The sequence below is a fragment of the Pantoea sp. GbtcB22 genome (genome assembly GCF_019091025.1).
Taxonomy (GTDB): Bacteria; Pseudomonadota; Gammaproteobacteria; order Enterobacterales; family Enterobacteriaceae; genus Pantoea; species Pantoea leporis.
Genome location: NZ_JAGXKB010000004.1, coordinates 194853 through 212635 on the forward strand (window position 1 = coordinate 194853; position 17783 = coordinate 212635).

The following is a 17783-nucleotide window of genomic DNA, read 5'->3' on the forward strand; positions in this document are numbered from 1 at the left end:
ATCAAACTCCCAACTTCCACGACAGCGTACGCAGAAGGTCAGCAAATACGCCCGCTGCTGTGACATCATTCCCTGCACCATATCCACGCAGAACCAGCGGGATTGGCTGATAGTAGCGGCTGTAGAATGCCAGCGCATTCTCACCGTTCTTCACTTTGTACAGCGGATCGTTGCCGTCCACCGCGTCAATCTTCACTTTGCAGACGCCACCCTCTTCTATCGCGCCGACGAAGCGTAATACTTTACCTTCGTCACGCGCTTTGGCAACGCGCGCGGCAAAGGCGTTATCCAGCTCCGGCAGACGTTGCATAAACTGCTCAACGTCGGCGATCTCCGTCAGGCTGGCGGGCAGCAGCGGTTCGATATCGATATCGCTAAGCTCCAGCTGATGCCCCGCTTCACGCGCCAGAATCAGCAGCTTACGCGCCACATCGGTGCCAGAAAGATCGTCACGTGGATCCGGCTCGGTAAAGCCCATCTCACGCGCCATTTTGGTCGCTTCCGACAGCGAAACGCCCTCATCAAGCTTGCCGAAGATAAAAGAGAGCGAGCCAGAGAGAATACCGGAGAACTTGATCAGTTCATCCCCGGCATTCATCAGGTTTTGCAGGTTTTCGATCACCGGCAAACCGGCACCAACGTTGGTGTCGTACAGGAACTTACGGCGCGATTTTGCTGCCGCTGCACGCATCTGCTGGTAATAATTCCACGACGACGTGTTGGCCTTTTTGTTCGGCGTGACGACATGGAAACCTTCGGCAAGGAAATCGGCATACTGATCGGCAACCGCCTGGCTGGAGGTACAATCGACGATCACCGGGTTTAGCAGATGATACTCTTTCACCAAACGCATCAGGCGACCGAGATTGAACGGCTCTTTGGCTTCGTTCAGTTCTGCCTTCCAGTTGCTGAGATCGATACCGTGTACGTTGGTCAACAGCGCCCGCGAGTTAGCGATGCCGCACACGCGCAGATCGATGTGCTTCTGTTTCAGCCACGTCTGCTGGCGATGCAGCTGATCCAGCAACGCTGCGCCCACACCGCCAACGCCGACCACGAACACTTCAATGACCTGATCGGTAGCGAACAGCATCTGATGCACCACACGCACGCCGGTGGTGACTTCATCGTTGCTCACTACCACCGAGATGGAACGCTCAGACGAGCCCTGCGCAATCGCCACGATATTGATGTTGGCTCGCGCCAGCGCCGAGAAGAATTTAGCCGAGATGCCGCGCAGCGTGCGCATGCCATCACCGACCACCGAGATCACCGCCAGCTGTTCCAGCACGTCCAGCGGATCGAGTAAGCCATCTTTCAACTCCAGATAGAACTCCTCCTCCAGCACGCGACGCGCACGCGCCTGCTCGCTTTGCGGTACGCAGAAGCTGATGCTGTATTCCGAAGAGGATTGGGTGATCAGCACCACGGAGATGCCGGTGCGTGACATTGCGGCGAAAACGCGCGCCGCCATGCCGACCATGCCTTTCATGCCCGGACCTGACACGTTGAACATCGCCATGTTATTCAGGTTAGTAATGCCTTTCACCGGATTCTCATCCAGCTCGCCTTCGCCACCAATTAAGGTGCCCGGCGCTTGCGGGTTAGCGGTGTTTTTGATCAGGCAAGGAATCTGGAACTGGGCGATGGGCGCGATGGTACGCGGATGCAAGACTTTGGCGCCGAAGTAGGAGAGCTCCATTGCTTCCTGATACGACATCGATTTCAGTAAGCGCGCATCAGGCACCTGACGCGGGTCGCAGGTATACACACCGTCAACATCGGTCCAGATTTCACAGCAATCAGCGCGCAAACACGCAGCCAACACGGCAGCGGAGTAGTCAGAACCGTTGCGGCCCAGCACCACCAGTTCGCCCTTCTCATTACCGGCGGTGAAACCGGCCATCAGGATAAAGTGATCGGCAGGGATCTGGCTGGCGGCGATGCGACGCGTGGATTCGGCGATATCAACGGTGGATTCAAGGTAATGACCAATCGCCAGCAGCTTCTCCACCGGATCGATAACGGTAACTTTGTGGCCGCGCGCCTGCAGCAGCGCTTCCATAATAGCAATCGACAGCTTTTCGCCACGGCAGATGATGGCGGCATTCACAGCGTCCGGACATTGGCCCAGCAAGCTGATGCCGTGCAGCACTTGTTTCAGCTGTGCAAATTCCAGTTCAACGCGGGTTTTCAGTCCGTCATAATCAAAGCCCGGCTGCGCATCACGCAAGCCTTGCAACAGATCGGCAAAAATACGTTCGGCATCGCTGATATTCGGCAACGTGTCCAGGCCGCTGATGGTTTTCTCAATCATCGCCACCAGATGATTGGTAATTTTTGCTGGTGCAGAGAGTACGGTCGCAACCTGTCCCTGTTGTGCATTGCTTTCCAGAATATCCGCCACACGGAGAAAACGTTCCGCATTGGCTACTGAGGTTCCGCCGAATTTCAGCACTCGCATATTTGAAGCTCTCCTGAATTTTTGCCGAAAAAAAAGCCCGCACTGTTTAGGTGCGGGCTTTTTTCTTTGTTTTTCCTGTATGCGTCAGCCCGCACCGTTACCTGTGGTAATGGTGGTGGTAATAATAATTGTGGTGTTCAGGCTGAGTTTACGCATTTAGATTTTTTTCTGTCTGTCTTTGTCTTGTCCGTCTGCCTTCCAGAAGTAAAGCAAAGCGCACGTTAAGTCAACGAATTTGTCTTAGCCGCGCCGTCCCTGGCGTTGCGCAGTGCTGCGCTTGCTGAGGCAAAAATTATCGCGATCGTTCAGGAGATGCGGCGGATTGCCGCATCAGTCACTAGCATCTCAGGATTTATCCGAGCAATTATCTATAAGTTTTTTTTCTACGTCGTGTAACAAACGATGCAGCATGGCGCTGTCACGCTGTTCCAGCAGGCCGATGCGCTGATCGATCCAGTCCGCCATTTTGACGTCATCACTCACATCCAGCTTGACCAGCAACTGATGAAAGCGCTGGCGCAATGCCTGCAACTGCTGCTCATTCGCCACTTCTGCGGTCTCAGCCGCAATCTGATTGAGCGCCGACAGCTGATAGCAATACACCATCACTGCCTGACCGAGATTCAGCGACGGATAATCATTGGCCATCGGAATGCCGGTTAACAGATCGACCTGCTCCAGCTCTTCATTGGTTAAGCCGCTGTCTTCACGGCCAAACACCAACGCGATGCGGCTCAGCCATTGGCGCTTCTCCTGCAGGATGTTTTCAACCTGGCTGGGCGTAGCGTAATAGCGGAATTTCGCGCGGCTACGTGCGGTGGTCGCTACGGAAAAATCGACATCCTTGAGCGCCTCGCTCAGCGTGGCGTAGGTTTTGACGTTATCGAGGATCTCACCGGCGCCGTGCGCCACTCGGCGTGCTGCGGGATCTTGCCAGGCATCGCTGGCGACAATGCGCAGCTCGCTAAATCCCATGGTTTTCATAGCGCGAGCAGCCGCACCGATATTTTCCGGACGAGCGGGAGAGACAAGGATTAAGGGGAAATGCATGATTTTTCCATCGAACTGTTAACAACTCGCATTATGTTGGCATGCAGGAGAGAAAATACCAACTGCGGCTAGAGGAGAAAATAAGATGTTAACGATGTTAAAAGAGGGATAAATCCAGCTGTAGTGGAAATTAGCGGGCATAAGCAAAATTATCGGACCTATTGAATATAAAACCCTTTTCTTTCATATCATTGAAATATAATTTCCTGCGTGTTTTAGTTTTGGTTATATAAGGACGAAATGTAGCAAAAATGCTGCATTTTGTGAGCTAAACTAGCAATCCTGGAGAAGTTTTTCATAAAAGTGTTAACGTGCTACACTTGCATTTGATATAAGTCAACGAAGCGTTGTTTTTATGCTTATCGGTTGTTGTTGGTGCTGTTAGGTTGCTGTTAATACGGTTAGGATGAGCGCCTGTCCGAGATCCTCGGGGCGTGCAAATATCCATCCTGACTGGCTGAGCTAACACTGAAGTTGACGTAGATGGATGGTGTATTCCGAAGATTATTTCGTATACCGGTTGCAGCACATTAGCGTAACCGACGTACGCCCTGTTTTCGATTTGTTGGCAAATTTTAGGTAGCGAAACATGCAGACCCCGCACATTCTTATCGTTGAAGACGAACTGGTCACGCGTAACACCCTCAAAAGTATCTTTGAGGCAGAAGGTTACGTGGTCTATGAAGCCACCGACGGCGCCGAGATGCATCAGGTTTTGACGGAAAATGACGTCAATCTGGTGATTATGGATATCAACCTGCCAGGTAAAAACGGTTTGCTGTTGGCGCGCGAATTGCGTGAGCAAGCAAACGTCGCGCTGATGTTCCTTACCGGCCGTGATAATGAAGTGGATAAAATTCTCGGTCTGGAAATCGGTGCCGATGATTACATCACCAAACCGTTCAACCCGCGTGAGTTGACGATTCGTGCACGCAATTTGCTGTCGCGCACCATGAATCTGGCGATGCCAAGTGAAGAACGCCGTACCGTTGAAAGCTATCGCTTCAACGGTTGGGAGCTGGATATCAACAGCCGCTCACTGATCAGTCCAAACGGCGACCAGTACAAGCTGCCGCGCAGTGAATTCCGCGCCATGCTGCACTTCTGTGAAAACCCTGGCAAAATCCAGACGCGTGGTGACTTGCTGAAAAAGATGACCGGCCGCGAGCTGAAGCCGCATGACCGTACCGTGGATGTCACCATCCGCCGCATCCGTAAGCATTTCGAATCCACGCCAGACACGCCAGAAATCATCGCCACCATTCACGGCGAAGGTTACCGCTTCTGCGGCGAACTGCAGGATTAAGCGTTGAAAGAAAAAACGCCCGTGAGGGCGTTTTTTTATGCCTGCATTAATGCCACGGCATAATCGGCACGGCGCTCAGCGCATTCTTCGGCGATCCATCCACCACCTTGTCGGAATAGCTTAGGTACACCAGCGCATGACGTTTCTGGTCAAAGAAGCGCACCACCTGCAGCTTCTTAAACACCAATGATGTGCGTTTTTTGAACACCACTTCACCTTGCGCCTTGCCTTGTGCGATTTTCTCGCTAAGCTCTACCGGGCCCACCTGTTGACAGGAGATGGCCGCGTCGGACGTGTCTTCCGCCAAACCTAATCCCCCTTTGATACCGCCGGTTTTTGCCCGGCTGATATAACAGGTTACATTTTTTACGTCGGGGTCATCGAAGGCTTCTACCACGATCTTATGATCGGGGCCAAATATCTTGAATACCGTGTCAACTGAGCCGATCTCTTCGGCCTGAACGCCAGCACTGAATACATATGTTGCCAACGTGATTATAAGAATACGAGCTATTGTCATTGAGTTACCATTGCCAATCGAATAGATGAGAATGTAATGTACTGTCAATCGAACAGAGAACCAAACCTAAAAGGGTTTTAACCGCTTTGACTTAGCACACTCGATTAGCAAACCGCCCCCACGCTTTTGTGCATTTCGTGCTATTATTCGACGACTTCATAGTTGCGCCACCAGAGAGTTATGAGGATGTTTTATGGACCAAGCCGGTATCATTCGCGATTTGCTTGTCTGGCTGGAGAGCCATCTGGATCAACCGCTTTCATTAGATAACGTTGCGCAGAAAGCAGGCTACTCCAAGTGGCATCTACAGCGGATGTTCAAGGAAGTAACCAGCCACGCGATTGGTGCGTACATTCGCGCGCGTAGGCTGTCGAAAGCCGCGGTGGCGCTTCGCCTGACCAGCCGCCCCATCCTCGACATCGCGTTACAATATCGCTTCGATTCGCAGCAGACCTTTACCCGTGCGTTTAAAAAGCAATTCAACCAAACGCCTGCCTGGTATCGTCGCTCATCGGAGTGGAACTCGTTTGGCATTCGCCCGCCAATTCGTCTCGACGATAACAGCATGCCGGAAGCGCAGTTTGTCACGCTGCCAGAAACGGTGTTGGTCGGCCAGACGCAGAGTTACTCCTGTACGCTGGAGCAGATTTCCAGCTACCGCGATGAGATGCGCCTGCATTTCTGGAAGCAGTTCCTGCTGGAAACCGACACGGTGCCGCCGGTGCTGTATGGCTTGCATCAGGTGCGCGCCAGCCATGAAAAAGATGATGAGCAGGAGATTCTCTACACCACTGCGGTGCCTGCCGATCAGCTGGCAAAAAGCATGCAGTCGAATCAGAGCGTGATTGTGGAAGCCGGTGATTACGTGCAGTTCACCTACAACGGTGCGCGCAGCGCGCTGGGTGAATTTATCCTGCTGCTGTACGGCACTTGTATGCCAACGCTGGGATTAGTGCGTCGTCAGGGACAGGACATCGAGCGTTTCTACACGCACGGGGGTAAAAAACGTAGCGAGCCGCCAACGGAAATCCGCTGCGAATACCTGATTCCGATTCGCCAACAGAATAACTAATAAAAAAATGCCGTCATCGCGACGGCATTTTTATTTTGGCTTAGCGTTGAAGCTCGTCTAACGCTGGCGCATCCAGATGCGACACATCGCCCGCCGTCTCAACTACCCAACCGGCCGCCAGCCACGCGCTCTGCTGATGATCCACGCGCGAGATCGAGCAATTCCGCAGACGCAAACGACGTTCCGCATGCGCAGGCAAACCGAGAATGGTACTGACCAACACGCCCAGCGCCATCCCGTGGCTGACAATCAGCGGACGGCTGCCGGCAGGCAGCTCCAGCAGTGCATTCAGCGCTTCGTGCATCCGCGTCGCCATCTCCGCCATCGATTCGCCACCCGGAATACGTCCAGCAGTGGTGCCATCCACCAGCGTTTTCCGCCAGTGTTCCTCTTCTTCGGTTAAGCCATCGAGTGGACGTTGTTCCAGGCAGCCCATATTGAGCTCGCGCAGACGCGCATCAAGCGTCACGGTGCAGCCACACGCATCGGCGATAATCTCTGCCGTACGCCGCGTCCGTCCCAAATCGCTGGCAATCACATGGGTAATGCCCAGCGATTTCACTCGCTCGCCCACTTGCTGAGCCTGCTGCTCACCTTTTTCCGTTAACGGGCTGTCAGACTGCCCCTGAATGCGCCGAGCCGCATTCCATACCGTTTCACCGTGACGAACAAGATAGACCTGTAGCATGCTTAATTTCCGTTATACTGCGACAAATTTGCCTCGAGGGTTCAAACAATTATGTACCATGTTGTCGCAGCCACCATCAACCCGGCAAAAATTCGCGCGATTGCTCAGGCGTTCAACGACGTTTTCGGCGAAGGATCCTGCCACATCGAAGGGGTTGAGGTCGAGAGCGGCGTCGCAGCCCAGCCACTTAGTGATGTTGAAACGCGAACTGGCGCACGTCAGCGGGTTGAGAACGCGCGTCAAACGCGTCCACGGGCCGATTATTGGGTGGCGATCGAAGCGGGCATTGAAGGCGATTGCGCCTTTGCGTGGATGGTGGTTGAAAACGCGCAGCAGCGCGGAGAATCACGTTCGGCCAGCTTTACGCTGCCGCCGATTGTCGTGGCAGGCTTGGCTGCCGGGCATGAACTGGGTGATGAGATGGCACGCTTAACCGGCGTGGAGAATATCAAACACAAAGGTGGCGCGATTGGTGCCCTCACCCACGGCCTGCTTAGCCGCTCCAGCGTCTACCATCAGGCGTTGATTCTGGCGCTGTGTCCGTTCACCCATCCGCTCTACAGCCAGCGTTAACCGCGGCCGAGACGCGCTTCCAGCCAGCGTTTTAGCTCTGGCGGCGCCTCTTTCAGACTATTAGACCCGCGCGTAATGGTGGCGATGCCGACGCCCAACTCATTCTTCAGTTCACGCTGGCTCATATCGCCGTTCATCAGCTCTTCAATAATGCGCAAACGCGTCCCGTAGGATTCACGTTCATCCGGCGTCATCATCAGTTGTAATAACGGCAGCGCCACGCCATCGGCAAAGGCATTTTGCATCAGTTCGATAAATCGCAGCCAGTTATCTTCAACAGGCTGAGCCGATTCCGGCTGGGAAGAAAGGGGTTGGCTCATGAAGGGCTTCCGTACTCATTAACGAGTACGGAAGCATAGCACAGTCAATACTGGCGATTCCACTCACTGTCGGCGAGAATCTTGTCCGGCTTGCCCATGAAGTAGCGGTAATAGGCATCGTAGGCCAGCACGTTTTTCACGTAGCCACGCGTTTCGGAGAACGGGATGGTTTCGATAAACGCCACCGCATCCAGATTACCACCGCTGGTTTTCTGCCAGCTGCGCACGCGTCCCGGACCGGCGTTATAGGCGGCCGAAGAGAAGATGCGGTTCTGACCAAACTGCTGATAGACATACTCCAGATACTGCGTACCGATCTGAATATTGGTCTGCGGATCCAGCAGCTGGCTGCTGTTCACATAGCCGGGAATGTTATACATCTTCACGGTATGCGTCGCCGTAGCGGGCATCACCTGCATCAATCCGCTGGCGCCCACCGGTGAACGCGCTTTCGGGTTCCACGCGCTCTCCTGACGTGAAATCGCCATCGCATAACTCTGCGGAATGCCTTTGTCGCTGGTGTATTGCTGGTAAAGGTTTTGCCATGCCAGCGGGAAGCGCTCTTTCAGGCTATCCCACATTTTCGCGGTGATGGTGGCCTGCACGCTGAGATCCCACCAATCCTGCTCGTTAGCGTAACGCGCCAGCATCTGCTGCTGCGAACGGGTTTTGCTGGAGATCAGATTGGCCCACTCGCTGCGTGCCAGGTTATCCAGCCCCCAATACATCAGCTCACGCACGCGCGCCATTTCCGCACCTTGCGTCACGCTGCTGTCGGCTGCCGGAGCTTTGTCGACCTGCAACGGATACTCCACGCCCAAACGCTGCGCCGCGACCATCGGATAGAAACCGCGCGCCTGCATCAGCTTCCGCAGAATATCGTTGGCTTCCTCTTTACGGCCCTGCGAAATCAGCAGATCCGCCTGCCAGTATTGCCACTCATCTTTCTCTTTGGCTTCCACCGGCAAACGCGCGATCCAGGTATTGAGACCACGACGATCGTTCTGGCTCAGCGCCAGGCGTACGCGGCGCTCCACCAGCGCGGTAGATTCGCTGTTCATCACCACCGCATCACGCCAGCGCGCCTGCTCGCTGGTGAGATCCGCGCCCATCATGCGCCACACCACGGTCTCTTTCAGATTCTGCTCATCGGCCTGGCTCATCTTCTGCGCCTGCACCAGCTGCGGGATCATCATGCGCGCGTTATCCATATCCTCACGCGCCACGCGGGCGAAGGCGTAGCTGGTCGCCATGCGGGTGAAATCGGTGGGTCCCATGCTGCTGGCAAAGGTGGTGACGGTTTGCGGATTCTGCTGCAGCGCAATCAGCCCGCTGGCGGTGGTTTGATAATCCGCCGGCAGCATTTTCGCCAGATAGTTCACCAGGCTGTCGTTACCGGCTTTCATCGCCAGACGAATACGCTCGAGAATGGTGATCGGCGAGAGTTGCCCGCTGGCTTGCCATACCGAAAACAGCTTGTCGCAGTCGTTCGGTAACGCGGTGCCGCGCAGCCAAATCTCTTTCGCACCGGCAAACGCCGCCTGCTGCTGGCCGGTCGCCCACTTAGCGTAGTACCAGTTACAGCGCGCCTGCACCGGTTTCGGTTCATCCGGGCTGAAGCTGAGTACGCCCTGCCAATCCTGACGGTTCGCCAGCACATTCACAAAGCGCGTTGAGAGCGAGCGCGCCGGCGGCAGCGTAGGATACTGTTGAATAAAGTTCTTCACCGCCAGCGGTGTCTCTTGATCGAGATCCTGCGCCAGCAGGCGATATTGCAGATACGGGTAGAGCGGATAATCCTGCAGCGTCGGCATCAGCTGCGTCACCTGGTCCATCTGTTTGTTATCCCAGGCTTGCTTGATTTGCGCATAGCGCTGTCGCTGCTGATCCAGCGAATCGGCCCATACGCTGCTGGCCGTGCTGGCCAGACAGATCCCTAGCATCCAGTAACGCCACTTCTCCATTACGCTCTCCTCTCAGTGCTGCGATCCAGCTCATGCCAGACTTCTTTCATGCTAACCAGGCCAACCGTCTCTTGCCATGTTCTTCACAAAATTTACGCTCGCGCACCGCCGTTGCGCAGCGTTTGCGCCGCCGTTGTGCAATTTATCATCAGAAAAACGTATTACACATCAATTAACTACGCGGTTTCATCGGCTTACAAAAATGGCACGCGCTTTGCTCTGTTGAATTCCATCTTGTATACCAGTTGGAATTCACTCATGGCATCGACCTTTGGCTTTACGCTCCAGGATTGGCAACGCAGTTACCAACAGGATCCACAACAGATTACCGCCTTGCTGGCGGCTCATCTCGACGCCCTCGACGCGCAGGATAACGCGTGGCTCTATCTTGCCACGCCCGCGCAGTTGCAGGCACAGATTGAACCGCTGCTGGCGAGCTATCAGCGCAACCCGGCGGCGCTGCCGCTGTTTGGCGTGCCGTTTGCGGTAAAAGATAATATTGATGTCGCCGGCTGGCCGACCAGCGCCGCCTGCCCGGCCTTCACCTACACCGCCGAAGCCGATGCCTTTGTTGTCGCGCAGCTCAAAGCAGCAGGCGCGGTGGTGATTGGCAAAACCAACCTCGACCAATACGCCACCGGCTTAGTCGGCACGCGTTCGCCGTTTGGTGCCGTGAGCAACACCTTCAATCCTGATTACGTCAGCGGCGGTTCCAGCTCCGGTTCTGCGTCGGTGCTGGCGCGCGGTCTGGTGGGCTTCTCACTCGGCACCGACACCGCCGGTTCGGGCCGCGTGCCCGCCGGTTTTAACAACATTGTCGGCCTCAAGCCGACCAAAGGTTGGTTCTCTGCCAGCGGCGTGGTGCCCGCTTGCCGCCTCAATGACACCATTTCCGTGTTCGCGTTAACGGTCGAAGATGCCTTCGCGGTGGCTACCGCAGCGGGCGGCTATGACGCGGGCGATGCCTATTCGCGCAGCAATCCGCACACCGCGCCAGCCAGCTTCAAAGCGCAGCCCGATTTCGCCATTCCCGCCACGCCTGAATTCTTCGGCGACAAGCAAGCCGAAGCGGCCTGGCTGGCGGCGCTGGAGCAATTGCAGGCCGGCGGCGCCACGCTGCATCCGATCGATTTTTCCCTGTTCCATCAACTCGCCGAGCAGCTCTATTACGGTCCGTGGGTCGCCGAGCGCACCGTGGCGGTGGGCGAGATGATCAACCGCCCGGAAGAGATGGATCCGGTGGTATACGGCATCGTCAACAGCGGCCTGAAATACACCGCAGTCGAAGCCTATCAGGCGGAATACTTGCGCGCCGAACTGACGCGCCAGATTCAGCAAACGCTGACGCAGTTCGATGCGCTGGTGGTGCCCACCTCGCCAACCATCCATACGCTGGACGAAATGCAGCAGGAGCCGGTGAATTACAACTCGCAGTTCGGCACCTACACCAACTTCACCAACCTGGCCGATCTCAGCGCGCTGGCGCTGCCTGCGCCGTTCCGCGCCGATGGTTTGCCTGCCGGCATCACGCTGATTGCGCCTGCGTGGCACGATCGCGCGCTGGCTGGTTTTGGCCTGCGCTGGCAGCAGCAGATGGCGCTGCCGCTCGGTGCCACCGGCAAGGCGCAGCCTGCTCAGCAAGGCGCATTGCCGGTTTCCGCCGATCACGTCCGCGTGGCGGTGGTGGGTGCGCATCTCACCGGCATGCCGCTCAACTTCCAGCTCACCACGCGCCAGGCGGTGCTGGTCGAGGAGACGCAAACCGCCAGCCATTACCGTCTGTTCGCCCTGCTCGATGGCTCGATTAAGAAGCCGGGCCTGCTGCGTGGCGAGAGCGGTGCGGCGATCACCGTGGAACTGTGGGATATCCCGCTGGCGCGCTTTGGCGAGTTCGTGGCGGAAATCCCGGCCCCGCTCGGCATTGGCTCGCTGACGCTGGCCGACGGACGCATCGTAAAAGGCTTTATCTGTGAACCGGCGGTGCTGTCGCAGGCGCTGGAAATTACCGAATTTGGCGGCTGGCGCAACTGGCTGGCCTCTCTGGGGAGTAAATAAGCATGTTCAGCACCGTTCTGATTGCTAACCGTGGCGAGATCGCCTGCCGCGCCATTCGCACCTTAAAACGCCTCGGCGTGAAAAGCGTCGCCGTCTATTCCGATGCCGATCGCAACGCGCGCCACGTCAAAGAAGCTGACGTCGCCATCGCCCTTGGCGGTGACAAAGCCAGCGACAGCTATTTACGCATCGACAAAATCCTCGCCGCCGCGCAGGAAACTGGCGCGCAAGCCATCTGGCCGGGCTACGGTTTCCTGTCAGAAAGCCTGCCGTTTGCCGATGCCTGTGAAAAAGCCGGCATCGCCTTTGTCGGCCCCACCGCGCAGCAGATTGGCGAGTTTGGCCTGAAACACCGCGCGCGTGAGCTCGCTGCCAGCGCGGGCGTGCCAATGACGCCGGGCACGCCGCTGCTGAGTTCGCTGGAAGAAGCCTTAAGCGCCGCCGACACCATCGGCTATCCGGTGATGCTGAAAAGCACGGCAGGCGGCGGCGGCATTGGCCTGACGCGCTGCGCCGACGCCGATGCGCTGCGCAATGCGTGGGAGAGCGTGCGCCGCCTTGGCGAGCAGTTCTTCAGCGATGCGGGCGTGTTTTTAGAACGCTGCATCGATCGCGCGCGCCACGTTGAAGTGCAGATTTTTGGCGACGGCAGCGGCAAAGTGATCGCGCTCGGCGAACGCGACTGTTCGCTGCAGCGCCGCAACCAGAAAGTGGTCGAAGAGACGCCTGCACCGAATCTACCGCAGGCAACGCGTGAAGCGCTGCTCTCTTCTGCGGTGCGCCTCGGCGAGCTGGTGAATTATCGCAGCGCCGGTACGGTGGAATACATCTACGACGCCGAACAAGATGCCTTCTACTTCCTCGAAGTGAACACCCGCCTGCAGGTTGAACATCCTGTCACCGAATGCGTCACCGGCCTCGATCTGGTTGAGTGCATGCTGAAAGTCGCCGCTGGCGATGCCCTCGACTGGGCGCGCCTGCAGCAAGCGCCCGCTGGCGCATCGATTGAAGTGCGTATCTACGCCGAAGATCCGCTGAAAAACTTCCAGCCCAGCCCCGGCGTACTGACCCACGTCAGTTTCCCGGATGACGTGCGCGTTGATGGCTGGATCGCTACCGGCACCGAAGTCTCGGCGTTTTACGATCCGATGGTCGCCAAACTGATCGTGCATGCCGAGACGCGCGCAGCGGCGCTGGCGAAGATGCAGCAGGCGCTCGACGCCACGCAGCTGCACGGCATCGCCAGCAATCTCGATTATCTGCGCCAGATCGTCGCCACCGACGCCTTCCGCAGCGGCAACGTGTGGACGCGCTTCCTCGATAGCTTCACACCAGCCGCCAGCGTGATTGAAGTGCTGCAACCCGGCACCTTCAGCAGCATTCAGGATTTTCCTGGCCGCCTCGGCTATTGGGATATCGGCGTGCCGCCATCCGGCCCAATGGACGATTTCGCCTTCCGCCTCGCCAACCGCATTGTTGGCAACCACGACAGCGCCGCCGGACTGGAATTCACGCTGCAAGGCCCCACGCTGCGCTTCCACAGCGATGCCGTTATCGCCCTGACCGGCGCTGATTGCCCAGCCGACATCGATGGCGAAAACATCGCCTACTGGCAGCCCGTCAGCGTCAAAGCGGGACAAACCCTGACGCTGGGCCGCGCGCAGAGCGGCTGCCGCACCTACTTAGCGGTGCGCAACGGGTTCGACGTGCCGGAATATCTCGGCAGCCGATCCACCTTCTCGCTCGGCCAGTTTGGCGGCCACGCCGGACGCACTCTGCGCGTCGCCGATATGCTGCCAATTTCTCAGCCGCAGCTCGCTGCCTGCACCACGCCCGCGCCGGTCAGCGCCCCGCAGGCGCTCGATCATGCGCTGGTGCCGCACTACGGCACTGAATGGCGCATCGGCGTGCTGTATGGACCGCACGGCGCACCGGATTTCTTCACTCAGGCGGCGATTGATGAGTTCTTTGCCAGCGACTGGCAGGTGCACTACAACTCCAACCGCCTCGGCGTGCGTTTGGTTGGCCCGAAACCGACATGGACGCGCGCCAACGGCGGCGAAGCCGGCCTGCATCCGTCCAACGTGCATGACTGCGAATACGCCATCGGCGCGGTGAACTTCACCGGCGACTTCCCGGTGATCCTGACGCACGACGGCCCCAGCCTCGGCGGCTTCGTTTGCCCGGTGACCATCGCCAAAGCCGAACTGTGGAAAGTCGGCCAGGTGAAACCGGGCGATAAAATTCGCTTCCACCCAATCAGCGCCGACGAAGCGGTGGCGCTGGAAAAAGCCCAGGCGCACAGCGTGGCCACGCTGCGCAGCAGCCACGCGCCGGCCTTTGCGGTGCCCTCTTTAGCAGCCAGCGCTATCGGTTCCGCCACCTTGCTGGCGGCGCTCCCCGCCACGGCAACCACGCCAGCGGCGGTTTATCGCCAGGCGGGCGACAAATATGTGCTGATTGAGTACGGCGATAATGTGCTGGATCTGGCGCTGCGTCTGCGCGTGCATCTGCTGATGAATGCGCTACGTGAACGCGCGGTGCCGGGCGTGGAAGAGCTGTCGCCGGGCGTGCGCTCTCTGCAGGTACGCTACGACAGCCTGATTCTCAGCCAGAAACAGCTGATGCAGCTGCTGCTGGAACTGGAAGCCGGGCTCGGCGATGTCAGCCAGCTGAAAGTGCCGTCGCGCATTGTCTGGATGCCGATGGCCTTCGAAGATAGCGCCACGCTCGGCGCGGTCGAACGTTATCAGGAAACCGTGCGTGCCAGCGCGCCGTGGCTGCCAAATAACGTCGATTTTATCCAGCGTATTAATGGCCTGCCGAGCCGCGAAGCGGTGCGCGACACCCTTTTTGATGCCAGCTACCTGATTCTCGGCCTCGGCGATGTTTATCTCGGCGCGCCGTGCGCGGTACCGATCGATCCACGCCATCGCCTGCTGAGCTCCAAATACAGCCCGGCGCGCACCTTTACCGCCGAAGGCACGGTCGGCATTGGCGGCATGTACATGTGCATCTACGGCATGGATTCACCCGGCGGCTATCAGTTGGTGGGCCGCACACTACCAATCTGGAACAAGTTCCTGAAAAACGAGCAGTTTGCGGCCGACGAGCCGTGGCTGCTGCACTTCTTCGATCAGGTGCGCTTTTATCCGGTAACGGAAAACGAACTGACGCAGCTGCGCGATGACTTCCGCGAAGGCCGCGCCACGGTGCGCATCGAAGAAACGGTCTTCGACTTCGCCGCCCATCATCAATTCCTGGCGGAAAATGCCGCATCGATCAGTGATTTCCGCCAGCGTCAGTCCGCCGCCTTCGAACAGGAAGTGACGCTGTGGGCGCAGGAAGAGCAGAACGCGCCGCTCACCAGCGAGGAGACGCTGGTGGTGGCCGAAGCCGACGACGATGCGCTGGCGGTGTGCGCCGATATGAACGGCAACATCTGGAAAGTGCTGGTGCAGCCGGGCGACGCGGTGGAATCCGGTCAAACGCTGGTCATCGTGGAAGCGATGAAAATGGAACTGGCGATTGTCGCGCCGCAGGCCGGCACCGTGAAACGCATTGCCTGCCAGGCTGGACGTCCGGTGAGTCCGGGCGATGCCCTGCTGTGGCTGGAATAAGGAGTCGGCATGAACACGAGCCCTCGTAGCAAAGGTCGTCCGGAAGCACTGGCCGAAAAGGTTTATCAGGCGCTGAAACAGGACATTTTTGAGTTCCGACTGATGCCGGGCGATCGCTTTAGCGAAAACGAAATCGCCGATCGGCTGGAAGTGAGCCGCACGCCGGTGCGTCAGGCGCTGTTCTGGCTGGAGCGCGAGGGCTACGTCGAAGTGTGGTTCCGCAGCGGCTGGCAGGTGAAGCCGTTTGACTTTGAATATTTCGAAGAGCTGTACGACTTTCGCACCGTGCTGGAGTGCGAAGCGGTGCGCCGCTTGTGCGCACTGCCCGCACCGCAGTGCATCGACATGCTCACCGCGCTGAAAAGCTTCTGGATGGATGCACCGCCTCTGGCCGATGGCAAAGCGGTTTCGGCGCAGGATGAAGCCTTTCACATGGCGCTGGTGGCCGCCGCTGGCAATCAGGAGATGGCGCGCATCCACGCCGAACTGACCGAAAAAATCCGCATCATTCGCCGTCTCGATTTTACCCGAGACGACCGAATGGAGGCGACATACCGCGAGCACGCTCAGATTTTACGGGCGATTTTCCAGCAACAAACCGAGGAGGCGCAGCGCATTTTAACCGACCACATCGCCGTCAGTAAGGCAGAGGTCAGAAAGATCACATTGCATATGTTACAGCAGGCTCGACTTCAACCCATTGAATAACAATACAAACATCGTGAGGGGTTTACTGATGAAAAGACGTTCGTTGCTCAAGGCTTTCGCGCTCTCTGCCTCTGTGGCCAGCATGGGCTTTGCCTTTGCGGCGCAGGCTGCTGACACCATCAAGGTGGGCATTATGTCCTCGCTCTCCGGCACCATGGCGATCTCCGAAACGCCGCTGAAGGATGTGGCGCTGATGACTATCGATGAGATCAACGCCAAAGGCGGCGTGCTGGGCAAAAAGCTGGAACCGGTGGTGGTCGATCCGGCCTCCAACTGGCCGCTGTTCGCTGAGAAAGCGCGCCAGCTGCTGACCCAGGACAAAGTGGCGGCGGTGTTTGGCTGCTGGACCTCGGTATCGCGTAAATCGGTGCTGCCGGTGTTTGAGGAGCTGAACGGCCTGCTGTTTTATCCGGTGCAGTACGAAGGCGAAGAGATGTCGCCGAACGTGTTCTACACCGGCGCCGCGCCGAACCAGCAGGCGATTCCGGCGGTGGAATACCTGATGAGTGAAGATGGCGGCAGCGCGAAACGCTTCTTCCTGCTGGGCACCGACTACGTTTATCCGCGCACCACCAACAAGATTCTGCGCGCCTTCCTGCACACCAAAGGGGTACAGGATAAAGACATCGAAGAGGTCTATACGCCATTTGGTTACAGCGATTATCAGACCATCGTCTCCAACATTAAGAAGTTCTCTGCCGGTGGCAAAACCGCGGTGATCTCCACCATCAACGGCGACTCCAACGTGCCGTTCTACAAAGAGCTGGCCAATCAGGGCATCAAAGCCACGGATATCCCGGTGATCGCCTTCTCGGTCGGCGAGGAAGAGTTGCGCGGCATTGATACCAAACCGCTGGTCGGTCAGCTAGCGGCGTGGAACTACTTCGAGTCGGTGGATAACCCAACTAACCAGAAGTTCGTCGCGGATTACCGCGCCTACGCTAAGGCGCACAACCTGCCGAACGCCAACACCGTGGTGACCAACGACCCGATGGAAGCGACCTACGTTGGCCTGCACATGTGGGCGCAGGCGGTAGAGAAAGCGGGCACCACCGATGTGGATAAAGTGCGCGCGGCGATGGCGGGACAGACCTTTAAAGCCCCGGACGGTTTCACCCTGACCATGGATAAAACCAACCATCACCTGCATAAGCCAGTGATGATTGGTGAAGTGGAAGAGAACGGTCAGTTCAACGTGGTGTGGCAGACCGAGCAACCGGTACGCGCCCAGCCGTGGAGCCCGTACATTGCGGGTAATGATAAGAAGCCGGACCATCCGGTGAAATCAACGCAGTAGGGGTTGTGCTGGCTGTCCCCCATCCCGGCCTTCCCCCATAAATGGGGGAAGGAGACGCTGCCACATGCATGTTCATTGCTGGCATTGGGCAACGTCTTCCTCCCCCATTTATGGGGGAGGACCGAGGAGGGGGACAGCCACACCAA

General features: G+C 57.5%; 14 protein-coding genes and 1 other annotated feature. Of the genes, 7 read left to right on the forward strand and 7 right to left on the reverse strand.

Going from position 1 to position 17783, the window contains the following annotated elements:
• Position 1 precedes the first annotated feature (1 nt).
• The 3 genes from thrA to KVT28_RS15215 form a co-directional block, all read right to left on the reverse strand.
• On the reverse strand, positions 2-2464 hold the full coding sequence (gene thrA / locus KVT28_RS15205) for a bifunctional aspartate kinase/homoserine dehydrogenase I (protein ID WP_110867500.1): 2463 nt from the start codon (positions 2462-2464) through the stop codon (positions 2-4).
• A 26-nt stretch (positions 2465-2490) separates the two neighbouring features.
• Positions 2491-2613: a sequence feature (Thr leader region), on the reverse strand.
• Positions 2549-2620, reverse strand: a complete 72-nt coding sequence (gene thrL / locus KVT28_RS28215) for a thr operon leader peptide (RefSeq protein ID WP_071531027.1) — start codon at positions 2618-2620, stop codon at positions 2549-2551. It overlaps the preceding feature by 65 nt.
• 189 nt (positions 2621-2809) lie before the next feature.
• A complete protein-coding gene (locus tag KVT28_RS15215) occupies positions 2810-3514 on the reverse strand; it encodes a tRNA/rRNA methyltransferase (RefSeq protein WP_101762160.1) in 705 nt (234 codons plus the stop codon).
• Positions 3515-4103: 589 nt separating this feature from the next.
• Between KVT28_RS15215 and arcA the strand changes: the two genes are divergently transcribed.
• Positions 4104-4820 (forward strand): two-component system response regulator ArcA, encoded by a 717-nt coding sequence (gene arcA / locus KVT28_RS15220; RefSeq protein WP_008108686.1) that lies wholly within the window; start codon positions 4104-4106, stop codon positions 4818-4820.
• A gap of 46 nt (positions 4821-4866) precedes the next feature.
• Here the strand turns inward: arcA and creA are convergent, their stop codons facing one another.
• Positions 4867-5340 (reverse strand): protein CreA, encoded by a 474-nt coding sequence (gene creA / locus KVT28_RS15225; RefSeq protein ID WP_101762161.1) that lies wholly within the window; start codon positions 5338-5340, stop codon positions 4867-4869.
• A 193-nt stretch (positions 5341-5533) separates the two neighbouring features.
• Between creA and robA the strand changes: the two genes are divergently transcribed.
• A complete protein-coding gene (robA, locus tag KVT28_RS15230) occupies positions 5534-6412 on the forward strand; it encodes an MDR efflux pump AcrAB transcriptional activator RobA (protein ID WP_101762162.1) in 879 nt (292 codons plus the stop codon).
• Positions 6413-6452: 40 nt separating this feature from the next.
• Here the strand turns inward: robA and gpmB are convergent, their stop codons facing one another.
• The gene (gene gpmB, locus KVT28_RS15235; protein ID WP_101762163.1) at positions 6453-7100 is read right to left on the reverse strand and encodes a 2,3-diphosphoglycerate-dependent phosphoglycerate mutase GpmB; all 648 of its coding nucleotides are present in this window, start codon (positions 7098-7100) and stop codon (positions 6453-6455) included.
• Positions 7101-7151: 51 nt separating this feature from the next.
• On the opposite strand from gpmB, the gene yjjX reads away from it, so the two are divergent.
• Entirely contained in the window at positions 7152-7673 is a 522-nt protein-coding gene (gene yjjX / locus KVT28_RS15240) for an inosine/xanthosine triphosphatase (RefSeq protein WP_217549141.1), read from the forward strand.
• On the opposite strand, the gene trpR is transcribed toward yjjX, so the two are convergent.
• Both trpR and sltY read right to left on the reverse strand, forming a co-directional pair.
• Positions 7670-7993, reverse strand: a complete 324-nt coding sequence (trpR, locus tag KVT28_RS15245) for a trp operon repressor (RefSeq protein ID WP_101762165.1) — start codon at positions 7991-7993, stop codon at positions 7670-7672. The genes yjjX and trpR overlap by 4 nt on opposite strands.
• Before the next feature lie 44 nt (positions 7994-8037).
• Complete coding sequence (gene sltY, locus KVT28_RS15250) at positions 8038-9957, reverse strand: murein transglycosylase (RefSeq protein ID WP_101762166.1); 1920 nt, start codon at positions 9955-9957, stop codon at positions 8038-8040.
• 258 nt (positions 9958-10215) lie between these two features.
• Between sltY and atzF the strand changes: the two genes are divergently transcribed.
• From atzF to urtA, 4 genes are read left to right on the forward strand one after another with little or no spacing between them, the layout of a single operon-like run.
• Positions 10216-12012: an allophanate hydrolase gene (gene atzF, locus KVT28_RS15255; protein ID WP_101762167.1), complete on the forward strand. Its 1797-nt coding sequence runs from the start codon at positions 10216-10218 to the stop codon at positions 12010-12012.
• 2 nt (positions 12013-12014) lie between these two features.
• Entirely contained in the window at positions 12015-15632 is a 3618-nt protein-coding gene (uca, locus tag KVT28_RS15260; RefSeq protein WP_217549143.1) for an urea carboxylase, read from the forward strand.
• A 9-nt stretch (positions 15633-15641) separates the two neighbouring features.
• Entirely contained in the window at positions 15642-16340 is a 699-nt protein-coding gene (locus tag KVT28_RS15265; RefSeq protein WP_192412422.1) for a GntR family transcriptional regulator, read from the forward strand.
• A gap of 28 nt (positions 16341-16368) precedes the next feature.
• On the forward strand, positions 16369-17637 hold the full coding sequence (gene urtA, locus KVT28_RS15270) for an urea ABC transporter substrate-binding protein (protein ID WP_110867492.1): 1269 nt from the start codon (positions 16369-16371) through the stop codon (positions 17635-17637).
• Positions 17638-17783: the final 146 nt, after the last annotated feature.

Bases quoted from the DNA above. Each gene is read 5' to 3' on its own strand.
- yjjX (WP_217549141.1), top strand. From the start codon at position 7,152: ATGTACCATGTTGTCGCAGCCACCATCAACCCGGCAAAAATTCGCGCG.
- arcA (WP_008108686.1), top strand. From the start codon at position 4,104: ATGCAGACCCCGCACATTCTTATCGTTGAAGACGAACTGGTCACGCGT.
- atzF (WP_101762167.1), top strand. From the start codon at position 10,216: ATGGCATCGACCTTTGGCTTTACGCTCCAGGATTGGCAACGCAGTTAC.
- creA (WP_101762161.1), bottom strand. From the start codon at position 5,340: ATGACAATAGCTCGTATTCTTATAATCACGTTGGCAACATATGTATTC.
- KVT28_RS15215 (WP_101762160.1), bottom strand. From the start codon at position 3,514: ATGCATTTCCCCTTAATCCTTGTCTCTCCCGCTCGTCCGGAAAATATC.
- sltY (WP_101762166.1), bottom strand. From the start codon at position 9,957: ATGGAGAAGTGGCGTTACTGGATGCTAGGGATCTGTCTGGCCAGCACG.
- gpmB (WP_101762163.1), bottom strand. From the start codon at position 7,100: ATGCTACAGGTCTATCTTGTTCGTCACGGTGAAACGGTATGGAATGCG.
- thrA (WP_110867500.1), bottom strand. From the start codon at position 2,464: ATGCGAGTGCTGAAATTCGGCGGAACCTCAGTAGCCAATGCGGAACGT.
- robA (WP_101762162.1), top strand. From the start codon at position 5,534: ATGGACCAAGCCGGTATCATTCGCGATTTGCTTGTCTGGCTGGAGAGC.
- trpR (WP_101762165.1), bottom strand. From the start codon at position 7,993: ATGAGCCAACCCCTTTCTTCCCAGCCGGAATCGGCTCAGCCTGTTGAA.
- uca (WP_217549143.1), top strand. From the start codon at position 12,015: ATGTTCAGCACCGTTCTGATTGCTAACCGTGGCGAGATCGCCTGCCGC.
- KVT28_RS15265 (WP_192412422.1), top strand. From the start codon at position 15,642: ATGAACACGAGCCCTCGTAGCAAAGGTCGTCCGGAAGCACTGGCCGAA.
- urtA (WP_110867492.1), top strand. From the start codon at position 16,369: ATGAAAAGACGTTCGTTGCTCAAGGCTTTCGCGCTCTCTGCCTCTGTG.